The sequence below is a fragment of the Lysinibacillus parviboronicapiens genome (assembly GCF_003049575.1).
In the GTDB taxonomy this organism is placed as follows: Bacteria; Bacillota; Bacilli; order Bacillales_A; family Planococcaceae; genus Lysinibacillus; species Lysinibacillus parviboronicapiens.
On record NZ_PYWI01000022.1, the window covers coordinates 41903 to 64235 of the forward strand.

The window sequence follows — 22333 nt, forward strand, 5'->3', positions numbered from 1 at the left end:
TGCTAAGCTCGCATCTTTTTTTAATAAAAACTGTAGTTGAAAGCTTATGTTGATGCTTAGAAGGGATTGAATTAGTAGCACTTGCTATTTGATAAAGATAGTCTTTATAAGGTATACTTGACATTAGTTGAAAAATAATAGTAGGTGGAAAAATGAAAAATTTAAAGCTATTATCAATGCTTGGTCTTGTAGTTTTTGTACTTAGTGGCTGTCAAGCAGTTCAGAACAAAGAAGGCTTTTTCTATAGTATTTTTGTGAAGCCTATGGAATTTTTACTTGAGTTTTTCGGGAATGATATATTTTCAGGTAGTTATGGTTTAGCGATTATTGCTATTACAGTGCTTATTCGTTTAGTCTTAATGCCGATTATGTTGAAAAACTACCGTCAGCAACAAATAATGAAATCTAAAATGGATGCCTTCAAGCCTGAAATGGAAGAAGTTCAGAAAAAGATGAAGGAAGCTAAGACAAAAGAAGAACAAATGCAGTACCAACAAGAGATGATGGCCTTGTATTCAAAACATGGTGTTAATCCGTTAAATATGGGTTGCTTACCGATGTTAATCCAAATGCCAATCATCATGGGTCTTTACTTTTCGATTTTATATTCAGCCGATGTGAAATCACATATGTTTTTATGGTTTAGCTTAGGTTCACCAGATATTATTATGACTATTATCGCGGGTATTGTTTATTTAGTTCAAGCACGTGTGTCACTATGGACGGTACCAGAGCAGCAAAAAGCACAGATGAAATTGTTTATTTATATTTCTCCAATTATGATTGTCTTTATCTCAATGTCATCAATGGCAGCTTTACCACTTTATTGGTCTGTAAGTGGTGCGTTACTGATTATTCAAACTTATATTGGACGAAAATATTATTCGGAGCATCCCGAAAAAGCAAAATCATAAAAAAATGTATGTCGAGGCGCTTATGTAGCCTCGATTTTTTTAGGGGGTCAACAGGATGAACACAAAGTGGTTATCATCTATTCTCGTCGCTGTTTTCAGTATTGCGGCTATTGTTTGTGTAATTATGGGTAATTTTAATTTTGCCGTACTTGCAATGACGATAATGTTTGCATTATCAAATGGTTTTCGAGCTAAGAGTTTTAAAGAGCAGGGTTACGTGAAAGAAGCAAAATGGATGAAGTATATGGCTATCTTTTTTACAATCGCAGCAATTGTTGTACTTTTCATCAATCTTACAGACTAAGCAAAGAAATATGACGAAAAGATATACCTAAAAATGTGATAAATGTTAAAATAAAACTATATAGATAAAGTAAAGCTTTAATCGAGTTACGGTGCTTGAGCTCCTACTTTAAATATCTATTTTAAAGTAGGGAGCCCTCACAACCCGTTCGTGTAGGATAAATGAAAGAGGGGCTAATACAGTGAAAAAAAATCGTCAACCACTCATCATTGGTGCTTTAATATCAGCGGCGTTAATCATATCTATTTTCGTAGTCGTTTACTATAAAAATAATCAAGTAAATGTGGCATCAGATGAGCAGCAATCAGTAACAGAGGCGAATAAAAAAGATACTTCAGTAACGGATAAACCAGCAACAGATGATGCAACAAAACCAATTGAACAACCAGAGCAACAACCTGACGAAAATGGTTATTTACCAAACCAAACCTTACCAACAGAGCCTACATATATTGACGGTATTCTATTAGCAAATAAAATCTATCCGCTTCCATCGACCTTTGCACCTGATGTAAACCCAGAGGCAAGTCAGGCACTAGAAAAAATGCTAGCTGCTGCAAAGCAACAAAAGGGCTTCGATTTAGTAGCGTTTAGTGGTTATCGTTCTTTTGAATATCAAACAACTTTATACAATAACTATGTCAATCGTGACGGACAAGCTGCTGCAGACCGTTATAGTGCGCGTCCTGGCTATTCAGAACATCAAACAGGCTTAGCTTTTGATATTGGTGAACGGGGTAAAGATGATTTATGGCTTACTGAAGAATTCGGTGAAACACCAGCAGGAAAATGGTTAGTGGAGAATGCTCAGGAATACGGCTTTATTTTACGATTCCCTCAAAATAAAGAAGACATTACCGGCTACATGTATGAATCGTGGCATTTCCGATATGTTGGCATCGACATTGCTAAAGAAATTAAGAAGAAAAATATAACATTAGAGGAATACTTAGGTGTGAAATAATAGAAAGAGGTTGTCTCGATAGAAATCGAGATAACCTCTTTTTAAATACAGGTAAACTTTGCTTTAAAGTATCGGTGTTAATAAACGTGAAATAGATTCTTTAAATTTGATTAAACTCGAACGATTTTTGTACATTTCCCATGTTAATTCAGTGCAGTCGAAAATATCTTTTTCAAAGATCTCCGCTAATTGGTGGGAAATTTTAGAATCATAAATGAAGGCATTCACTTCGAAGTTTAGGCTGAAACTTCGAACATCTAGATTTGCGGTTCCTACTGTTGATGCTTCATCATCAATAATAATGGCTTTAGCATGTATAAATCCTTTTTCATAAATATAAACCTTTGCCCCCGCACGTAGTAATTGTCCTACGTAAGAGTATGTAGCCCAGTAAACAAACATGTGGTCAGGTTTGTTCGGTATCATGATACGGACATCAATGCCTGAAAGGGTGGCAATTTTTATGGCATCTAAAAAACTAACATCTGGAATAAAGTATGGTGTTTGAATATAGATGTATTTTTTTGCCATATTAATAAGTTTTAAATAACCAATTTTGATTTGTTCCCAATCGGAATCTGGTCCACTTGATACGATTTGTAAGCCAACATCGCCTTTTTTGGGGATAGCCGGGAAATAGCGGTCTGAATAACCCATTTTTTGTTGTGCACATGCCTGGTTCCAGTCCAATAAGAAGCGTGTTTGTAAAGGATGCACGGCGCTACCCTCAATGCGTAAATGTGTATCGCGCCAATAGCCAAATTTCTTTTGTAAACCCAGATACTCATCTCCGACATTAAAACCACCAATGTAACCAATTCGACCATCGATGACTGCAATTTTACGGTGATTTCGGAAATTTAACCGCGGGTTAAGCAGAGGTAAAATAGATGGGAAAAACACTTCAACTTCTCCGCCTGCACTAAGTAAATTTTTAAAATGGCGCTTTTTCACATTACGTGAACCCATTTCATCATATAAGAGTCGGACTTTCACGCCCTGTTTGGCCTTCTTTATAAGTGCATTAACAATACGAGTTCCTAAATCATCTAGACGGAAAATATAATATTGAATGTGGATATGATCTTTTGCTGCGTCAATATCCTTTAGCAGCATCTCGAACTTATCGGCACCGTCGTCCAAAATTGTAATGTCGTTATCCTGTGTAAGTACAGCATTATTTGTTTTTAAATGCATATAAATCATTTCTTTATAATTTTCTGCATTCTCGATACGAAACTCAAATGTATCGTCCCGAATCGTTTCTTTCTGATAATTTATAAGGGTATCTATCCCAATATCCTTGCGACCTTCCCAACGGAACAAATGCTTTTTTCGCAATTGCCGTCCCAACAATAAATATAAAACGAACCCAGCTAACGGCAGGAAAAATAATACTAGAATCCATGCCCAAGTAGAAGTAGCATCTTTACGCTCTAAAAAAATAATAGTCATTGCTGATAAAATATTAATGAATAAAATTAAAGGTACTAGATATTCTACATCTGTAAAAATGCTCATTCCTGCACCTGCCTTTACTATATTTCCGATATATTTAGTATAGCTTACTTCACAGGTGGAATGAAAGAAGATACATTAATAGTTTGTAATCATGTAAAAGGATTACCTCAAAATTTAGATTGAGGTAATCCAGGCCTAACATTAATAATGTTCCCATTGAAATAATATATCTGAAAAATCTTCTTGAAGAAGTCTTTCGCGGTTAATAAAAAATTTCCCAACACCACTATCGTCCCACATAATACCAAATTCATCATTTGAATCGATTTGTAGCAACAAAACGTCATAGCGCTGAAGCAATTGTGATTCATGACGAATATCTTCCTCTAGAAAATATGCGTAGCCACCAATTTTTGCACCAGCCCCTAAAAAATGCTGTAAGTATATTTCATGCAAATTAACATCATCATGATGTGGTTTCAGGTTCGGTAAATAGTGGGTTGCACGATAATCTAATGCAGAAACAGGTTCTTGCTCAGATCTGAATTGTAGTGCTAGCTCTTGGTTAATAGGAAACCAATCATTTGATGCGTTCACAGTTGTCTCGTGTATAGGAGCAGCTATGTCAGTATTTACTGTTGGGTAAAATCGTATTTTATAAAACTGCTGGAAAATATCCTCATGGTAATGCGCCGCATTGGTAAATATATTAGATGATATAAAAAATTGAAGAATGCCCTGTGATGGAAAATCCTGAAGTGTTGGCATTTCTGCAAAATTAATTTGAGCTAATAAGCGCATCGGTTCACCAGTTATATCCTTAGGGTAGGTTTGATAATAAGGTAAGTAAGGTTCGCCAGCAAATTTACTTTCCGTTAACGAAGTAGAACGTTTGAATGGTGAGATAATCACCGCTGAAAGAAGTGTTTCTTCAATTTCAGAACGAAACGTTTCAAGTTCTTTAGGAAGTAAAAGATTCGTTGTTTTGTTCATGTAAAGCCCTCCGATTTTACACATAAAAGCATTCAATGTTCTTTACATATGCTCCATATACCTTATTACGTATTTGATCTAATATATAAAGTTGTGAATTATTATAGGTTACGCCTTTTAACGGCTAAATTATTCAAGCCGTAAAGATTTATTTGATGATTTATAAATAAAAATTAAGGTAATCGATACAATAGCTATGCCTGCTGAAATGTAATAACCAAGATTCGATTCTACAGTGAACAACCATGTAAAGAATAGCGGGCCGAGAATACGGCCTAAATTATCCATAGAATAGGAAAGACCGGCCGCAGTGCCATATTGACCACCGGATTCTTTGGACGAAAGAGAGACGACACATGTTCTAGCAAGAGCGTTCCCGGCTGTAAAGACACAAAGTGCTAGCCCAGCCACCACTAAATTAGCCGTTAAAGTAAATAACAGCATACCAAGCGCAGTAATAACTTGAGCGCCAATTAACCAAGATGTTTCAGTACCATTTTTAATTCGTCGAACGACACCGCCTTGAATAGCTGCATCCACAAAACCGCTAAACATAAACAGATAACCAATCTGTAATGGGGTGATGTTAATGCGGTCAATTTGGAATAGTTGGAAAGTCGCTTCAACGCCCGCTAGCATAAATGTCACTAAAAAAGAGAACATAAATAAATATCGCACTCGATATTGCAGCATTTTGCCAGCACCTTTTGGCACAATTGCACGTTTTCTTGAATCTTTTCGTTTTTCAGGTTCTTTTAAGACGATACTTGCATAAATAAATAATAGTGCGATTAAAGCTGCAGAAGCGATAAAAGGTAATTGCAAGCTATAATGGCCAAGCACACCACCAATAGCTGGACCGAAGATAAAACCAAGACCGATGGACATGCCCATTAGACCCATGTATTTATTACGATCTTCCTCGCTAGACATATCACCGATAAAGCCTGTTACGGCTGTGTATAGTGCGCCTGAAAATAAACCACCTACAACACGTGATACGTAGAGAATGGTTAAATTATCTATAAATAACGAGAAAATAACGAAGCTTAAACTAAAGCCTATTAGACCCATTAAAATAAGTTGCTTGCGCCCTACCTTATCAGATAGCATTCCCCAAAGTGGTGCAGTAAAAAAACTTGCGAGTGAATACACAGTTAGTAAACCACCCACGTGTATATCATCCCAGCCCTGCTGGACAATAACCTCTGGTAACACAGGAATAATAATTCCGAAACCTAGGTAAACGAGAAATTGAACAGACATTAACAATAGAATAGCCTTTTTCATAAATACAGTACCCTGCTTTCTTACGATATTTCAGTATGTATATTCTACCTCTCTTGTTCTTGCTATTACAAGGAATCATTAGACTGTTCAACTTTAATAAATACTGGGACTATGTCTTTGGCTAACGGTTACATTGGTCACACATTACAATGAAAATGATTGTTTGATGGAAGAAGAATTTTTTGAAAGCGAATAGAAGTGACGTGATATGTAAATAATTTAGCTATAGATAACCGGGGAGCGAGCAATCGACACTTTGCCGAGCATTTTGATTTGAATCATTTGTCATATAGCACCTCCGAGTAATTCTACAGTATAATATTTACATACCAATGAGGGGTATGTGGATGGCATTAGTTGGTGGGTAAATAAAATTTACATTGTAACAAAATTGAAAAACTATAAAGTCAAGTTAAATGGTATGATAGAAACAGATATACTTGTCAGACATCTTACACATATTAAATTGAAACTTTTTTGTAATTTAAACGTTATAAAATTCGAGGAAAGATTGAGGTGGAACGTATGACGAAGGAAGTAGATTTGAAAAAGATTGTTTCGAATTTATCGAAGTTGGGTGTGAAAGCTACTGTTACCAAGTCTCGACTTGAGCTTTTAAAAGTACTCACACCGCCAACGCAAACACCGCAAGTTCAAGCTTAACTCGTTTAAAATGAAAATGGGTAGTCTCCTAAAATTGAGACTACCCATTTCCTATATCTTTGGCATTCGTAAATTTTACTATTTAATCGTCCTCATCATGCGTTGTAAACATATAAGTACGATAATGGAAACGCATGCTAAAGACAAGTCCTATAGCAAGTGCATTCCCCATCAATGAACTCCCGCCATAACTAATGAATGGCAAAGGGATGCCCGTAATCGGTAGTAGCTGTATGGTCATACCGATATTTTCAAAGACGTGGAACGTAATCATGGCAATAATGCCAGCACATACATAAGTTGAGAACGGATCTTTCAGTAAAAGTGTTGTTTTCGTTAAATGATAGATTAACAAGAAGAAAATACAAATAACGATACTTGCACCAATAAAGCCCCATTCCTCACCGATAACAGTGAAGATGAAATCGGTATGGTTTTCGGCCACGTAAACTTCACGGCCACGGAAACCCTTACCGAAAATTTCACCTGAACCAATGGCATTCAAAGAAGTAATTAAATGGTAGCCATCACTTGATGAATATGAATAAGGATCGAGCCATGAATAAATACGGGCGAACTGATAAGTCTTAAAGCCGAAAGTTTTCTCTAAGAAATCTTGCATATAAAGTGCCATCCATAGGAGAATACCACCAATTGCAGCACCCCCAACGAAAGTCGGCAAAATTATTTTCCAAGTGATACCTGCAACTATAACAAGTGCAGCGGTGATAGCAAAGAATACGAGTGCTGAACCAAGGTCGGGCTGCTTCATAATAATGCCTAATGGTATAATCAAAGCGACACCGATTTTAGCGAGTAAAATGAAATCAGTTTTTAATGATTTTAAAGAATAGACTTCGTGGTGCTTACTAATTAATCGTGCAAGTGCTAAAATGTAAAATGTTTTCATAAACTCAGAGGGCTGAATATTCCCCATAGGTGTATGAAACCAGCTTTTAGCACCGTTAACAGGTGCACCAATTTGTCCTTCTCCTTCAGGCATAAAGATAAGTAGTACTAAGAGAGCGATACCGGCTCCATACATATACCAAGCCATTTTTTTATATTGATCTGGTTCGAAAAACATGACAATACCAATAATAACTGCACCAATCACGTACCATTGAAGTTGCTTAGGTACATAGTTAATGCCATATTGTCCTGAAGTTTGCGCCGATGCAATAGCTAATAAACTAATGACAAGGAAAGTGATAAGTATAAAAGCGAGTGTCCAGTCGAAACGATTCGCGAAATTTCGTTTATTTTCCATAAAAGCCACCTAAAATAAAATATTTAAAAATATGTGCGCTAACGCGTGTAGAACATTAACATTATAACGCAAAAAACGTTTTTCCGCCTACGTATATTGTTGTGACGACAATTAGCATAAAATGTTTCAAAAAAATTCGGTTTAGTTTTATAATGATATGAAGAATGGGGTGATGGGTGTGGCTAAAAAATTGAAGTCAGCTGAAGATTTTATGTACCATATATATGTTCATATGAATGATGTCGATAAATTCGTCATTTTTAGTGGCCTTAAGCTCTCACAATTTGTAGCTTCATTAGATCCACTGCATCACTTACTATTATTGAAACATTCCTATGAAGATGGATCATTTAATATGCATACACAATTTGACTATGTACCAGATGAGGAAGTTCCTCATTTTGTGAAAAAAGCGACTGAGTCAAAAGAATTGTGTTGGGTAGACTTTATGGATGAAAAAAAATTAAATCAGTTGACGCCTATGGAGCAAGGGGAACTACTTTACCTAAGTCATAAAAAAGAACCAATTACTTCTCCATTTTTTAATAAATTGCAAAACCGGTTTGTCTATTATTCTTCCGATGTGGAAAAGATGACAAAAGTTTATTTTCGCCATTTAAGTGATTCAGATTTGCTGGTTGCCAATATTTTTAATAGTTTAATACGTGAAAAAGAACGTAGCACGGGTTTTTGGCGTCGAAAAGTGAAATCCAGTACGCCTTCACTCACACCAGAATTTTTAAGAGCATATCGTTCTTTCGCTAAAGACGGAGCGTTATTGTCACTTTATCGGATTGAAAAACCAAAAGCAGCATATGGCATTGAAATTCGCAACCTATCAGATTATTCTTTCCCTGACGAAGTATGGGATGATTTAAATGCGATTTTGAAAAACGAACACGATGAACTGATTCATATTATTTAAGCGAACTCACATTCACCTTTTAAGCGTGGATTGAATAGGATACTTAAATCTCACCGTCAAAATTACGGTGAGATTTTTATGTAATTTGTCAAGCCGTTTCGTGATAAACTAATAGTACTCAAGAAGTATGTGGAGGGCACAAAAATGAAAAAAAGAATCGGTTTATTATACGGCGGAAAGTCTGCAGAGCATGAAGTGTCATTGTCGACGGCATGCGCAGTCACTGGGGCTTTAAATTTCGAGGAGTATGAAGTATATCCGATTTTCATTACACTTGATGGGGAGTGGCGACAAGGTAAGCGCCTAGTAAAACCTGCAAGTACAATTGAAGAATTACAATTTGGTGATGATGCCATTATTTTAGAAAACAATATTACAAATTTCTTAATCGACGACAATGGTAAAGCTGTACAGTTCGATGTGATTTTCCCACTGCTACATGGTACAAATGGTGAGGATGGTACTGTACAGGGGTTACTGGAAGTTTTAAATCTTCCGTATGTAGGAAATGGTGTGTTAGCATCATCGGCAGGTATGGATAAAGTAATCATGAAGCAATTATTTGAAATTGCTGGCTTACCACAAGTGCCATATACGTATTTCATCCGCAGTGAGTGGGCAAATGAACAGCAAGCTATTTTAGCGCACTGTGAACAAAAATTAACGTGGCCGATGTTCGTGAAACCAGCCAACTTAGGCTCAAGTGTTGGCATTAGCAAGGCATCAAACCGCGAAGAACTTACTAAGGCAATTGAAGTTGCATTACAATATGATCGAAAAATCGTAGTGGAGCAAGGTATTGTAGCACGTGAAATAGAGCTTGGTGTATTGGGCAATGATTTTCCAGAAGTTTCCGTACCAGGTGAGATTAAGCCAGTAACAGAGTTTTATGATTATGATTCCAAATATAAAGATGGTTCAACGGCGCTTATTATTCCTGCAGAATTGTCTACAGATGTGGTAGCAAACTTAACGGATTATGCGAAACGTGCCTTTAAAATCCTAGATGGAAGCGGTTTAGTACGTGCAGATTTCTTTGTTACAGCTAATAACGAGATTTATATCAATGAAGTAAATACAATGCCTGGATTTACACCTGTCAGTATGTATCCACTTCTATGGCAACATACAAATGTAAGTTATCCAGAGCTAATTAATCGATTAATTGAGCTAGCGATTGAGCGATACGAGGAAAAACAAGAGCTTCACTATAAAAAAGACTGAGTGGGATTATTGTGAAAAAGACATTAAAGCAATTAGCAGCATGGTTAAATGAGGAAGTGCCAGCTTTCGGTGACACGCTAGTATCAGGGATCTCTATTGATACAAGAACAATTCAACAAGGAGACTTATTTGTGCCATTTCGTGGTGAGCAAGCAAATGGCCATAAATTTGTTTTGCAGGCTTTTGAAAAAGGAGCTGGAGCTTCGCTGTGGCAAAAGGACGAACCGAATCCGCCAGCAGGCGTTCCGTTACTGTTTGTCGATGATCCAGAAAAGGCATTACAGCATATGGCGCGCGCTTATCGCAGTGAACATAAAGCTAAGTTTATAGGGATTACTGGGTCGAATGGTAAAACATCAACGAAGGATATTCTAGCAGGAACATTGGCTCCATTTTTCAAGGTGCAAAAAACCATTGGGAACTTTAATAATCAGTTAGGCTTACCAATTACGCTATTACAACTTGATGAAGATACTGACGTCGCTGTGCTTGAAATGGGCATGAGTGGATTTGGTGAGATAGAATTTTTAACAAAGCTAACCCGCCCGCATATAACAGTTATTACGAATATTGGTGAGGCGCATATGCAAGATCTAGGCTCACGTGCAGGGATTGCCAAGGCGAAGTTTGAAATTATTCAAGGTATGCAAGACGGCGGAGTACTTTTCTATGATGGTGATGAGCCGTTATTGCAGGAATTGGTTGACCAAGAAGAAAATTTAAATGCACAGGCATTTGGTTTAGAGCCTGGAGATTTATTATTTGCCGAAAATATAGAAGCGACTGCTAACGGAAGTAGTTTCACGACACACGGTGTAATCGAAGGGGATTTCTTTATTTCTGTACTCGGCAAGCATCAGGTGAAAAATACATTAGTTGCTATGCTAATTGCACAAAAGCTAGGTTTAAATAATGACCAAATACGGGAATCGTTAAAACAAGTGGCCTTAACTGATATGCGCATGCAACAAGTGTACGGTACAAATGGTGCATTGTTCATTAATGATGCTTACAATGCGGCACCAACTTCCGTAAAGGCTGCTATTCAGTTTGTAGCCACAACGACGATTCGACCAGAAAAATGGCTTGTGCTAGGTGATATGCTTGAGTTAGGCGTAAATGAACAAAGTTTCCACAAAGACTTATCACTAGATATTGATGTAGAAGAAATTGCATACGTCTGCTTATATGGACCGCGCATGGCTTGTTTGTATGAGGTGTTAAAAGAGCGTTTTGACAAGGAGCATTTACTATACGTAGAAGATGATTATGCACCGATTATTGAAAAGTTACAGCTGGCTAATGAGCAATCCATCGTTTTATTAAAAGGCTCACGAGGAATGAAGTTAGAAAATATTTTAAAAGCATTTACGCATTAAAATTTATCGATGGGGGCGAACCCCATCGATTTTTATGTTAAAGATAACTGAGCTTAAAATTGTTATTTTTGCTTCAGCACTACATTAACGGAGTTAAAGACTGGAGGATTTAGTTACATATTCATATATTATCATTACATAGATGGCTTCAAAGGGTGTTGTGAATGGAGTATATTAATTCTATTTAGGTACATAATGATGATGGGCCACTTTTGAATCATCTCGAATTCCCATCTTTTGAAGTAGATTTCCTAGTATTTAATTAGTGTGGGATTAATCAATAAGTGCTAGTTGTCAAACTAGTTTCTTTTCTAGGGGTGAGGTAATGACAGTAGGGGTGCTATGTATACATGGATTTTCAGGTGGACCTTACGAAGTAGAACCATTTACAGCTTATTTACGGGCGCAGACAGATTGGTTGATTGAGACGCCGACCTTATCTGGACATGGTGAAGAATTGCATATGCGAGGTTTTACAGCAAAACATTGGCTAATGGATACTGAACTAGCTTTTCGTGCACTTGCGAAAAAGGTGGATGAAGTAATAATAGTTGGCTTTTCGATGGGTGGTATTATCGCTTTATACTTGGCGAAACGTTATAAAGTGAAAAAGCTTGTGTTACTTAGTGCGGCCGCGAGGTACGTGAGTCCAAAGCAGCTTGTTAAGGATTTTAAAATGCTGGCGACAGAGGCTTACCATCGCAATCTTTCTAATAATGAACTGTTTTTACGTTATCGCAGTAAATTTAACAACGTGCCCTTATCAGCAACAATTGAATTTATGAAACTCGTTCAAGCGGTAGCGCCGTATTATAAAAATATAAAAAATCCAGTATTTATAATACAGGGAAAATTAGACGGTATTGTACCATATCATACGGCACAATTTTTGTATGATCAACTTGCCTCGAAAGACAAACATTTGTATTTTTCTGATAATGGCAAGCATCATATTTGTTATGGCGAGGATTGCTCTGCTTGGTTTTTAAGGGTTCTTGAATTTTTAAAGGGTCAATAAGTAGTCAGATTATTACGACTCATGCGTTATCGTTGCATACGACTGATTCACGTGATAGACTAGTGTAAGCAATGGATACATTTTGTGCGAAGACTCTTCATGATTTGGTTGAAGAGTGCTTTTTTTTGAACATAACGGTTTTATTCTAAGTGAATAATTACGACAGAATTGAACCGCTCGGTAAAGACCGGGCTTTCCTTTTCATATAAGAGAGCTCTACACGATACATCCACGTAGAGAGAATTTTTAAGTAACGGAAACGTTCCACACCACAGGCTCGAATTTGCCGACAACTTCATCTGAAAATGTAACCATTTGTCAACTTATAAAGGAAAAAGGAGATTGAGAAGTTTGACAAATTTTTCAGAATTAAATATTAGCGAATCTTCATTACGTTCACTAAAGCGAATGGGATTTGAAGAAGCAACACCAATACAAGAAGGTACTATCAAGTTTGCAATGGAAGGCCGCGACGTTTTAGGTCAAGCGCAAACTGGTACTGGTAAAACAGCAGCATTCGGTATTCCACTTATTGAGAAAATCGATCCTAAAAACCCTGCAATCCAAGCTTTAATCATCGCTCCGACTCGTGAGCTAGCGATTCAAGTTTCAGAAGAACTATATAAATTAGGTTACGACAAACGTGTTAAATTATTATCAGTTTACGGTGGTCAAGAAATTGGTCGTCAAATCCGTGCACTGAAAAATAAGCCACAAATTATTGTTGGTACACCAGGGCGTATTTTAGACCATATTAATCGTCGTACGCTTAAATTAGAAGAAGTTCAAACACTTGTACTAGACGAAGCGGATGAAATGCTGAACATGGGCTTCATCGATGACATTAACACAATTTTAGAAAGCGTGCCATCTAGCCGTCAAACATTATTGTTCTCAGCTACTATGCCACCAGCTATTCGTAAAATTGCTGAAACTTTCATGAACAACCCAGAAGTAGTTAAAATTAAAGCAAAAGAAATGACAGTTGAAAATATCGAGCAGTTCTTCGTGAAAGCGACTGAACGTGAGAAATTTGATGCGTTATCTCGTTTATTAGATGTTCAAAAACCGGAACTTGCGATTATCTTTGGTCGTACAAAACGCCGTGTTGATGAATTATCACAAGCGCTAAGCGTACGTGGTTACCTTGCAGAAGGTATTCATGGTGATTTAAGCCAAGCGAAACGTATTTCAGTTTTACGCCAATTCAAAGAGGGTAAAATTGACATTTTAATTGCAACGGACGTAGCTGCTCGTGGTCTTGATATTTCAGGCGTAACGCATGTTTACAACTTCGATATTCCACAAGATCCAGAATCTTACGTTCACCGTATTGGACGTACTGGTCGTGCTGGTAAATCGGGTACAGCAATCACTTTCGTAACACCACGTGAAATGGGTTACCTACGTATCGTTGAAGATACTACGAAAAAACGCATGACGCCACTTCGTCCACCAACAACTGACGAAGCATTGGTTGGTCAACAACGTTTAGCTGTTGAGAAGCTTGAGGGTCTTGTTACTAACAATGACTTAGGTGAATACCGCACTCTTGCTGCAGAAATACTTGAAAACCATGATGCAACAGATGTAGTTGCTGCTGCATTACGCTCATTAACAAAAGAGCCTGATGATACACCTGTAACAATTACAGAAGAGCGTCCATTACCAATGCGTCGTGAACGTTCTGGCGGTGGCGGAGGCCGCAGTGGAGATCGTGGAGGCCGTGGAGGTCGTAACTTCAGCGGAGGCCGTCGAGAAGGCGGACGAAGCGGAGAACGCCGCGGTGGAGATCGTGGAGGTCGCCGAGATGGCGGACGTCGTGACGGAGGTCGCCGTGAAGGTGGACAAGGTCAAAGTCAAGGACAAGGCCAAGGACGTTCTAGAGCTCCTCGCCGCCATGAAGACTAATACTCATTTTGAACCTTACAGTCTAATTTGACTGTAAGGTTTTTTTCGTTTTTAATTGAAACAATATGGTGTTTAGGTACGTATACATAGTTGAATAAAAGAGGAGGAACAACTTTGAGAGCAGAACCAATTCATCAAATTTCTCGTAAAGGGCTAACGGTATGGCGACTATATGGTGTAATTCAGACCGTGGTACTCATAATTGTGGCAGCATTTGTATGTTATGGCGTATATTATTTTGAATGGCCAACATTCATTTATTTTATTGCAGGTGCTGTTGTTTTACTGAGTGTCATTCTGTCTGTCTATTTATTTCCGAAGATTCGTTGGGATCGTTGGCGTTATGAAGTACGTGAACATGAAATCGAAGTGCAGCATGGCTTATTCGTTGTAAAACGTACACTGATTCCAATGGTGCGTGTTCAACACGTTGATACAACACAAGGGCCGATATTAAAAAGATATAATCTCGGTAATATTTCGATTTCTACTGCTGCTACTGTACATACAATTCCTGCACTTATCATGGATGAGGCAGATGGACTTCGTGCGCGTATTTCGGAATTAGCAAGGGTGGCGGAAGATGATGTCTAATGAAATTTATCGTTTGCACCCAGTGTCGGCCATTATCACGACTATAAAAGCATTGAAGAGTATGATTTTACCAGTTGCGATTATTATTATTAGTAATGGCTTTAATTTTTCATTTAACTTCCACAGTGAACATTTTTTTGAAACGATTTTATTGTTTGGTGTATGGGGTGGAGCGGCAGTACTTGCACTTGTAGGTGGTCTTATAAAATGGCGCACATTTGTCTATTGGTTTGAGGATGGTGAACTACGTGTAAAGTACGGATTGTTCGTAAAGAAGAAACGATATATTCCATTTGAACGCATTCAAAGCTTAAATTATAATGAGGGCATTTTTCATCGTTTATTTGGTTTAGTAAAGGTGCAAGTTGAAACCGCTGGTAGTAAGGGCGGTAAGCCAGAGGTAGAATTAACAGCAATACGCAAGGTGGCAGCAGATGTTATTGAACTTGAAATGCGTCGGGCGAAAAGTCAAGTAGATCAACACATTGAAGCAGGACAGTCGCTTGATTCTACGCATGTGGAAGAAGTGATAGTTCCGACAATTTATCATATGTCAATCCGTGATTTACTGGTGTTAGCAACAACCTCTGGTGGAATTGGCGTAGTGCTTTCGGGGCTTGTGGCAGTAGTCTCACAGTTTTCAGATATTATTCCGTATGAAGCAGTATTCCATGAGCTTTCCGACTTTGTAAAAGTTGGTGCGTTTTTAGTAGCATTGACAGTCATGCTAATTCTTATAGTCGCATGGTTTGTATCCGTCATGATTACACTTGTAAATTATTACGATTATACAGTTCGAATTGAAGACGAAAAGCTTATTATTACAAAGGGTTTGCTGGAAAAGAAGCGCATTACCTTACCTTTAAATCGAATTCAAGCTATTCGCATTGTTGAAAATCCTTTACGTCAGTTAACAGGCTTTGCAACAGTTGTTGTAGAAAGTGCTGGAGGAAACGGTGAAACAGGTGGAGATAAGAAAATTGCACTGTTTCCACTTATTAAAAAGTCGGATTGTCTACAAACATTAGCTGAACTTTTTCCGGATATGAACTGGCATCCTGAATTCACACGTTCACCAAAACGAGCTCGTCCATTTTTTTATCGCATTGATTTTATTTGGCTTATACCGATAATTGGTGCAGGCAGTTATTTCTTATATCCGTATGGTTTGCTATCGTTGCTCCTGATTCCATTAACGATATTACTTGGTGTATGGCAACATAAAACGGCAGGCTATATGATTGATGGTAAACAATTTACCATGCAATATCGTCTGTTTAGTCGTATAACATTTTGTATGGAGAAAAAGCGTATACAATCGGTGGAGTGTACACAAACATATTTCCAAAAGAGGAAAAATGTTATGTCTGTTAAGGCTACAGTAATGTCAGGTATGACAGGTATGACAGGTAATGTTCCTAGTTTGGAACAACGTGATGCTGAAACAATATTATCTTGGTATGAATATTGATGACAACTATAAAAGCTAATCTTACAGTAAAATGTGAAGATTAGCTTTTTTATCTATAAATTTACAAAAATGATGTATATAATAGAATAAATCAAACGTAAGGGGTGGTAATCGTGTTTAAATATGATATTTGTGAGAAAACATATTTGAAATTGTTAGATTTAAGTGATGTGGATGAATTATTTGCACTGACTGATCGTTCAAGGGACACGTTGCGAGAGTGGTTGCCATTTGTGGATGATGTGATAACGGTAAAAGATACTGAACAATTTGTGAGAAATGCAATGCAACAATATGCAAATAATAATGGAATACAAGCTGGGATTTACTATGAAGGTAAACTTGCGGGTGTAATTGGCTTTCATCAAGTGAATTGGCAACATAAATGGACGAGTATAGGTTATTGGTTAGGTAAAGATTTTGTCGGCAAAGGGTTGGTTACTAATTCGATGAAAGCTTTTATTGATTATGCTTTTAGCTATTTGAAGTTAAATCGCATTGAGGTACGTGTAGCAGTAGGGAATATTCGAAGTCGCACCATACCTAAAGTGTTAGGCTTTCATGAAGAAGGCCGTCTTAGAGATGCAGAATGGTTATATGATCATCATGTAGACCAGGTTGTATATGGCTTAACGGCCGCTGAGTGGAAAAAAATTAAATCAACTAAAGGAGAAACTGTTGCGTTATAATTTGATCAACAAAGAGCCAATGTGAAACGGAAAGAACAATAAAGCCTGAAAGTAGATAAACAACAAAAGAGTGAAGGTTAAATTAATGACCTCACTCTCTTTTTTCGCGTTATTTACCTGCCATCTTTTGCTTACGCCAACTTAAGATTCTTTTTGGATGTAGGTAGACAAGTCCGAGAATGAATCCGGTTACTAAACCACCTAAATGAGCATAGACATTCACATTGGGCTGTAAAAACGTCATAATCACACTAATGACGATAATCGGTAAAATAACCTTACGTAGCATAGGCATGGTACGACGAGTATAGTATACAAGTGCCCCAAAAGCACCAAAAATTCCAAAGATAGCGCCGCTTGCGCCAAGACTCGCATAGCTACTATCATTTAGCATAAAGGTTGCCATGTTACCGATAACACCTGATACTAAGTAAATCGTGATGAAACGTGCCTTACCTGCAATCTTTTCAAGCTCAGGCCCAAATAAATACAGTGAAAACATATTGAAGAGTACATGCATAAAGCCAGCATGTAAAAACATTGCTGAGAAAACACGCCACCATTCACCGTTTTGTACGAGGAAATTTGCTTGCACACCATAGTTCCACAAAAGTGTACCTATGCCAGGTAAAAGAGTTAATACATAAAGGATAAGATTGACTGCTATTAATGTTGAAACAACAGGATAATACTTTGTATATTGCTTAAAATTTTCTGTTCTACTAAACATTGCTCCACCTCAATTTACAATTATTATACATGGCTTTTTGGAAATAAGAAAAGGAGAAGTTCATATGATTAAAGGAATTGGTCTCGACATTGTAGAAATCGAACGCATTGCTAAGGTGATGGCACGTTCAAATAAATTTATGGAACGTATTTTATCTCAAAGGGAACAGACAATATTTGCAACACATTCAGAAACTCGCAAAATAGAATTTTTGGCAGGGCGATTTGCCGCCAAAGAAGCTTTTTCTAAAGCGTTGGGTACGGGTATAGGTAAAGCATGTGAGCTCCAAGATATCGAGATATTAAGAGGAGAAGCTGGTAATCCGGTTCTATATTTTAAAGGGGAACGAGTGGACGGATATGTCAGCATTACACATACTCAGCAATATGCAGCTGCACAAGTAATATTACTATTGTAGTAAATTGTGATTGGCACAATTCACTCCCAGAAAAATTGCGACATTTGCCAGTAGGTGTTTTCGTTTAGTTAGCCACAGTACAATCGTTCGTTAAAAAGCAATCGCGTTCATCTTGCTAGCTGTAGGGTAGGAGGGCTTATGGTTACTTCGATTCTGCCACAAAACATATGATGGATGAAGATAAATATATAGCCTACTCTCTTCAAAAGACATAACTGACAAATACAGTTCATATATTGTCGTAGTGGATTTGAAAGAAGAAAGGGTGAAAGCGTGGGCAACCGTTTAGTTACTTGGCTCGTTTTAATTTGTGCGATATTACTTCTGTCGGCATGTGGTACAGCCTCACAGGAAAAAGTGTTGAAGAAAGTTAATGGCAAGTGGTCAGAGACAGATGGTTATGAATTAGACGCTACGATGGAGATTAAATCGGGTGGTGAACCGAGAAAGTATGATGTAACTGTTTGGCATACTAAACCTGATTTTTACCGAGTAGAAGTAGTAGAAAGTGGGAAAGATGTTTCGCAAATGATTGTGCGCAATGCAGATGGCGTCTTTGTCGTTACACCAACATTGAACAAAATGTATAAGTTTCAAAGTGATTGGCCAAAGAAAAATAGTCAGGCCTATTTAATTGGAGCACTTGCAGAAGATTTAGCAGAAGATAAAAATTTAGTCATGAAAGAAGAGGACAAAGCATATATATTTGAAGCGGCTACTAGAAATAGCTATAAAAATAGTATGCCTCACCAAGTCATAACAGTTGATAAAAAATCAATGCTTCCTACATCGGTAGTAATTATGAATGATGTGAAGGAAGAGCAAATTCGTATTACATTTAAAAATATAAAATTAGGTGTACAACATGCTGCGAAAGAATATGCAGTAGAGCAATTTACTGAATCAGATGAAACGAAAGGCGAACAAGCCGCGCCAGCAGAAAAAGATGATAAAGAAGCAGTTGGTGCAGAAGTAGAGTATGAAGAATTCCAAACACATTACCCAGTTGTGAATTTTGAAAACACAACAATGGTTGATGAGCAAGCTATGAATGATGGTGGTATGGAGCGTGTCATCTTAACATTTGAAGGTGATAAGGCGTATACTGTGATGCAACAACCAGCTACGAAAGAGACTTCTATGTTGCCGGTAACTTCTCCAGGAGATCCTGTTGACTTAGGCTTTACAATTGGTGCTATCACAGATACATCTATTAGCTGGGAAAAAGATGGCGTTGCCTTCTTTGTAGCATCGAGTAAGCTGACGCGCGAAGAAATGATTGAAGTTGCTAGTTCGATGACGATAAGTAGTATGAAGTAGTTTTTTACTAGCTACAGCTTTCTAGGTGAAGAAAGCTGTAGCTAGTTAAGCAAAAGAGTACATTTATAATAAAAAAAGTTGTATATTAACACTATTCAGGTGCTTTAACACCCAGAGCAATACGAACCCAACTAGATTTTATTTCAAAGTATAATAAATAAAAAAGTATTTTGGTATTACATAATGGTTTAATAAAACATAAAGAGGGTATTCTAATGGAGACACAGCAGCATTTTAGACCAACCAAAGCAATTATAGACTTACAAGCGATTCAACAAAACGTGAGAAACTTAAAAGAGCTACTTCAACCAAATGTACAAGTTATCGCAGTAGTGAAGGCAAATGCATATGGACATGGCGATGTAGCCGTTGCAAAAGCGGCGCTGGAAGCAGGCGCAACAATGCTAGCCGTAGCTACACCGGACGAAGCATTACATATTCGAGCACATTTTGAAGAACCAGACATACTAGTATTAGGAGCTTCGCCAGTGTCGTTTGCACCATACGCAGCTCAGCAACGCATTATTCTTACTACATTTGCAAGAGAATGGCTACAACAAGTTTCGACACTTATTACTAATATAGTAAATCCTCTACGCCTACATATTAAAGTAGATAGTGGAATGGGAAGAATCGGCGTACGTACAGAGGAACAATTATTAGATTTATATCATACGATTCAACTAACGGATAATGTGGAGCTTGACGGAATCTTCACACACTTCGCAACAGCCGATGAGGAGGATACGCAATATTTCGATAGCCAAGTGCAGTGTTTTGAAAAACTTATATCCTTATTACCTGAAAAACCAAGACTTGTACATGCTTCAAATACAGCGACGTCTTTAGTGAAAGATGCGCATTTACAATTTGATGCAGTACGATATGGTATTTCCATGTATGGATTATCGCCATCGTCTTATGTTGAAGAGATTTTACCATTTCCCTTGAACCCAGCCTTTTCACTTGAAAGTGAGCTTGTACATGTAAAGCACTTAAAGGTAGGCGAATCAGTAGGCTATGGTGCAACATTTGTTGCTCCTATAGATATGTGGATAGGTACTATCCCAGTAGGCTATGCGGATGGCGTAATTCGTAAACTAGCTGGACAAGAAGTGATTATTGGTGGACAAAGAACGCCGATAGTTGGACGAATTTGCATGGACCAATGTATGGTTGCCCTCCCAAAAGCATATGCTATAGGAGAGAAAGTAACGCTCATTGGTCGTCAAGGGCAAGAAGTTATTTCAATGAATGAATGGGCAGCAAAGCTTGAAACTATAAATTATGAAGTACCGTGCATTATAACAGCAAGAGTCCCTAGAATATATATTTAAAACACATATTCCTTCGACAACCAACAAAGATTTCACAACTTATACTTCTAATTGTCAGATATTTTGTCATTTCGTGTCTTTTCAACAATATCTTTCAATGGTAGAATGAGTAGTAATGAAAAGTGATGGTTCCGTTGGAGGTGCTTGCTGTGTACGAGAAAAAGTTTAGAGAAGCTACAATTGCTGTTCAAGACAGATTATTTCTACAAACAAAGGAAGTAATTGAAGGTGAATCTTTTGTGCATATTTTGTCGCGCAAAAATTTAATGCAGGAGCAACCAAATCAAATACGGGAAGCTATGATGAAAGGATATGTTGAAATGTCTCATATTAATCTGATGATTGCAAGTGAATGCTTGCATGCAGAATATGAAGCACAACATACAGTGGAGCGTCTCGTTAGCGGGGGATGACACTTTGAATGTAAAACGTGGTGACGTTTTTTTTGCAGATTTATCGCCGGTAGTCGGTTCCGAGCAAGGTGGTACTAGGCCGGTGTTAATTATTCAAAATGATATTGGCAATCGATTTAGTCCGACTGTCATCATCGCAGCAATTACTGCACAGATACAAAAGGCAAAACTACCGACACACGTTGAAATCAATGCTGAAAAGTATGGTTTTGAACGTGATTCGGTCATTTTGCTCGAACAAGTACGTACAATCGATAAGTCTAGGCTGACAGATCGTATTACGCAACTTGATCATGCAGTGATGGAAAAGGTAGATGGTGCGTTAATGATAAGTTTAGGACTTGTCAAATTTTGATATACATATATGTATAGAGCATCTGGATGATTTATTCATCTGGATGCTTTTTTAATATTTCTATTCTCAAATTCTACATTACCATAAATTTAATTTACTATTCAAAAATGGTATAAATAGATTTAAAATAGACACAAGCATTATAATAAAAGTAGATTTTTGTGAAAAATTGTCGAAAGGTTTATGGAGATTTACATAGAAAATAACCTCCATTTTTTTGACATTCATAAAATATTAAAATGCAAGGTGAATAGAATATAACTCCGTAAGGAATTGGAGGGACAACAGTGACAGTAAAGTCTTCGGTTGAAATTATTACTGAGTGGGATATAGTTGCAGCAAGACAACTAGGGCGCAATGAGGCGAAGGCACTTGGATTTGGAACTGTTGATCAAGCTCGAATAACCACAGCAATTAGTGAATTAGCTAGAAATATATATTTATACGCAAATATTGGTTTTATAGAAGTAGAGAGAGTTGAAACAGAAGCTGAAAAGAAAATTGTTATTATTGCATCAGACAAAGGCCCAGGTATTAAGGATGTTCGAAAAGTAATGGAAGATGGCTATTCAACAACTGGTGGACTAGGTGCAGGCTTACCTGGTGTTAAGAGGTTAATGGATAGCATGGACATACAATCTATAGTAGGAGAAGGTACGATTATCCGAACAGAAAAACGGCTGTGTTAGG

Annotated in this window: 23 protein-coding genes; 18 read left to right on the forward strand and 5 right to left on the reverse strand. The window is 37.5% G+C overall.

Translation table 11 applies throughout. The annotated features are described in order from the left end of the window. Positions 1 to 152 precede the first annotated feature (152 nt). The 3 genes from yidC to C9J35_RS16975 all read left to right on the forward strand — a co-directional run bounded on the left by yidC (position 153) and on the right by C9J35_RS16975 (position 2182). Positions 153 to 914, forward strand: a complete 762-nt coding sequence (gene yidC / locus C9J35_RS16965; RefSeq protein ID WP_054768242.1) for a membrane protein insertase YidC — start codon at positions 153 to 155, stop codon at positions 912 to 914. 55 nt (positions 915 to 969) lie between these two features. After that, positions 970 to 1218, forward strand: coding sequence for a hypothetical protein (locus tag C9J35_RS16970; protein ID WP_107925442.1), 249 nt, complete (start codon positions 970 to 972; stop codon positions 1216 to 1218). A gap of 181 nt (positions 1219 to 1399) precedes the next feature. Continuing rightward, the gene (locus tag C9J35_RS16975) at positions 1400 to 2182 is read left to right on the forward strand and encodes a M15 family metallopeptidase (RefSeq protein ID WP_107925444.1); all 783 of its coding nucleotides are present in this window, start codon (positions 1400 to 1402) and stop codon (positions 2180 to 2182) included. Between the two features lie 63 nt (positions 2183 to 2245). Here the strand turns inward: C9J35_RS16975 and cls are convergent, their stop codons facing one another. From cls to C9J35_RS16990, 3 genes are all read right to left on the reverse strand, one after another. Next, the gene (gene cls, locus C9J35_RS16980) at positions 2246 to 3703 is read right to left on the reverse strand and encodes a cardiolipin synthase (RefSeq protein WP_107925446.1); all 1458 of its coding nucleotides are present in this window, start codon (positions 3701 to 3703) and stop codon (positions 2246 to 2248) included. A gap of 141 nt (positions 3704 to 3844) precedes the next feature. Further along, positions 3845 to 4636 (reverse strand): YwqG family protein, encoded by a 792-nt coding sequence (locus C9J35_RS16985; RefSeq protein ID WP_167395996.1) that lies wholly within the window; start codon positions 4634 to 4636, stop codon positions 3845 to 3847. A 129-nt stretch (positions 4637 to 4765) separates the two neighbouring features. Further along, on the reverse strand, positions 4766 to 5926 hold the full coding sequence (locus C9J35_RS16990; RefSeq protein WP_107925450.1) for an MFS transporter: 1161 nt from the start codon (positions 5924 to 5926) through the stop codon (positions 4766 to 4768). Between the two features lie 525 nt (positions 5927 to 6451). On the opposite strand from C9J35_RS16990, the gene C9J35_RS23730 reads away from it, so the two are divergent. Beyond that, complete coding sequence (locus tag C9J35_RS23730; RefSeq protein ID WP_167395997.1) at positions 6452 to 6589, forward strand: Lmo0850 family protein; 138 nt, start codon at positions 6452 to 6454, stop codon at positions 6587 to 6589. An 82-nt stretch (positions 6590 to 6671) separates the two neighbouring features. Here C9J35_RS23730 and C9J35_RS17000 read toward each other — a convergent pair whose 3' ends face one another. Beyond that, entirely contained in the window at positions 6672 to 7859 is a 1188-nt protein-coding gene (locus C9J35_RS17000; RefSeq protein ID WP_107925454.1) for an FtsW/RodA/SpoVE family cell cycle protein, read from the reverse strand. 172 nt (positions 7860 to 8031) lie between these two features. On the opposite strand from C9J35_RS17000, the gene C9J35_RS17005 reads away from it, so the two are divergent. From C9J35_RS17005 to C9J35_RS17040, 8 genes are all read left to right on the forward strand, one after another. Next, the gene (locus tag C9J35_RS17005) at positions 8032 to 8784 is read left to right on the forward strand and encodes a hypothetical protein (protein ID WP_107925456.1); all 753 of its coding nucleotides are present in this window, start codon (positions 8032 to 8034) and stop codon (positions 8782 to 8784) included. Between the two features lie 144 nt (positions 8785 to 8928). Next, the gene (locus tag C9J35_RS17010; protein WP_107925458.1) at positions 8929 to 10008 is read left to right on the forward strand and encodes a D-alanine--D-alanine ligase; all 1080 of its coding nucleotides are present in this window, start codon (positions 8929 to 8931) and stop codon (positions 10006 to 10008) included. Between the two features lie 11 nt (positions 10009 to 10019). After that, positions 10020 to 11387: a UDP-N-acetylmuramoyl-tripeptide--D-alanyl-D-alanine ligase gene (locus C9J35_RS17015; RefSeq protein WP_107925460.1), complete on the forward strand. Its 1368-nt coding sequence runs from the start codon at positions 10020 to 10022 to the stop codon at positions 11385 to 11387. Between the two features lie 325 nt (positions 11388 to 11712). Then, positions 11713 to 12405, forward strand: a complete 693-nt coding sequence (locus C9J35_RS17020; protein ID WP_010860321.1) for an alpha/beta hydrolase — start codon at positions 11713 to 11715, stop codon at positions 12403 to 12405. Positions 12406 to 12756: 351 nt separating this feature from the next. Next, on the forward strand, positions 12757 to 14316 hold the full coding sequence (cshA, locus tag C9J35_RS17025) for a degradosome RNA helicase CshA (RefSeq protein ID WP_107925462.1): 1560 nt from the start codon (positions 12757 to 12759) through the stop codon (positions 14314 to 14316). Positions 14317 to 14430: 114 nt separating this feature from the next. After that, entirely contained in the window at positions 14431 to 14910 is a 480-nt protein-coding gene (locus C9J35_RS17030; protein ID WP_107925464.1) for a PH domain-containing protein, read from the forward strand. After that, positions 14903 to 16381, forward strand: a complete 1479-nt coding sequence (locus C9J35_RS17035) for a PH domain-containing protein (protein WP_107925466.1) — start codon at positions 14903 to 14905, stop codon at positions 16379 to 16381. Before C9J35_RS17030 ends, C9J35_RS17035 begins: the two co-directional genes overlap by 8 nt. 113 nt (positions 16382 to 16494) lie before the next feature. Beyond that, complete coding sequence (locus C9J35_RS17040; protein WP_107925468.1) at positions 16495 to 17070, forward strand: GNAT family N-acetyltransferase; 576 nt, start codon at positions 16495 to 16497, stop codon at positions 17068 to 17070. Positions 17071 to 17179: 109 nt separating this feature from the next. On the opposite strand, the gene C9J35_RS17045 is transcribed toward C9J35_RS17040, so the two are convergent. After that, complete coding sequence (locus C9J35_RS17045; protein WP_054768246.1) at positions 17180 to 17800, reverse strand: rhomboid family intramembrane serine protease; 621 nt, start codon at positions 17798 to 17800, stop codon at positions 17180 to 17182. Positions 17801 to 17864: 64 nt separating this feature from the next. Between C9J35_RS17045 and acpS the strand changes: the two genes are divergently transcribed. The 6 genes from acpS to C9J35_RS17075 all read left to right on the forward strand — a co-directional run bounded on the left by acpS (position 17865) and on the right by C9J35_RS17075 (position 22332). Continuing rightward, on the forward strand, positions 17865 to 18218 hold the full coding sequence (acpS, locus tag C9J35_RS17050) for a holo-ACP synthase (RefSeq protein ID WP_054768247.1): 354 nt from the start codon (positions 17865 to 17867) through the stop codon (positions 18216 to 18218). A 273-nt stretch (positions 18219 to 18491) separates the two neighbouring features. Then, positions 18492 to 19538 carry a LolA family protein gene (locus tag C9J35_RS17055; RefSeq protein ID WP_107925470.1) on the forward strand — a complete coding sequence of 349 codons (1047 nt, stop codon included), beginning with the start codon at positions 18492 to 18494 and terminating at the stop codon, positions 19536 to 19538. Positions 19539 to 19753: 215 nt separating this feature from the next. Then, on the forward strand, positions 19754 to 20875 hold the full coding sequence (alr, locus tag C9J35_RS17060; RefSeq protein ID WP_054768248.1) for an alanine racemase: 1122 nt from the start codon (positions 19754 to 19756) through the stop codon (positions 20873 to 20875). Positions 20876 to 21024: 149 nt separating this feature from the next. Beyond that, the gene (locus tag C9J35_RS17065) at positions 21025 to 21288 is read left to right on the forward strand and encodes a hypothetical protein (RefSeq protein WP_054768249.1); all 264 of its coding nucleotides are present in this window, start codon (positions 21025 to 21027) and stop codon (positions 21286 to 21288) included. A 4-nt stretch (positions 21289 to 21292) separates the two neighbouring features. Beyond that, positions 21293 to 21643 carry a type II toxin-antitoxin system PemK/MazF family toxin gene (locus tag C9J35_RS17070; RefSeq protein ID WP_008177055.1) on the forward strand — a complete coding sequence of 117 codons (351 nt, stop codon included), beginning with the start codon at positions 21293 to 21295 and terminating at the stop codon, positions 21641 to 21643. 287 nt (positions 21644 to 21930) lie between these two features. Continuing rightward, positions 21931 to 22332 carry an anti-sigma regulatory factor gene (locus C9J35_RS17075; protein WP_054768250.1) on the forward strand — a complete coding sequence of 134 codons (402 nt, stop codon included), beginning with the start codon at positions 21931 to 21933 and terminating at the stop codon, positions 22330 to 22332. The last annotated feature ends 1 nt before the right edge of the window (position 22333 follow it).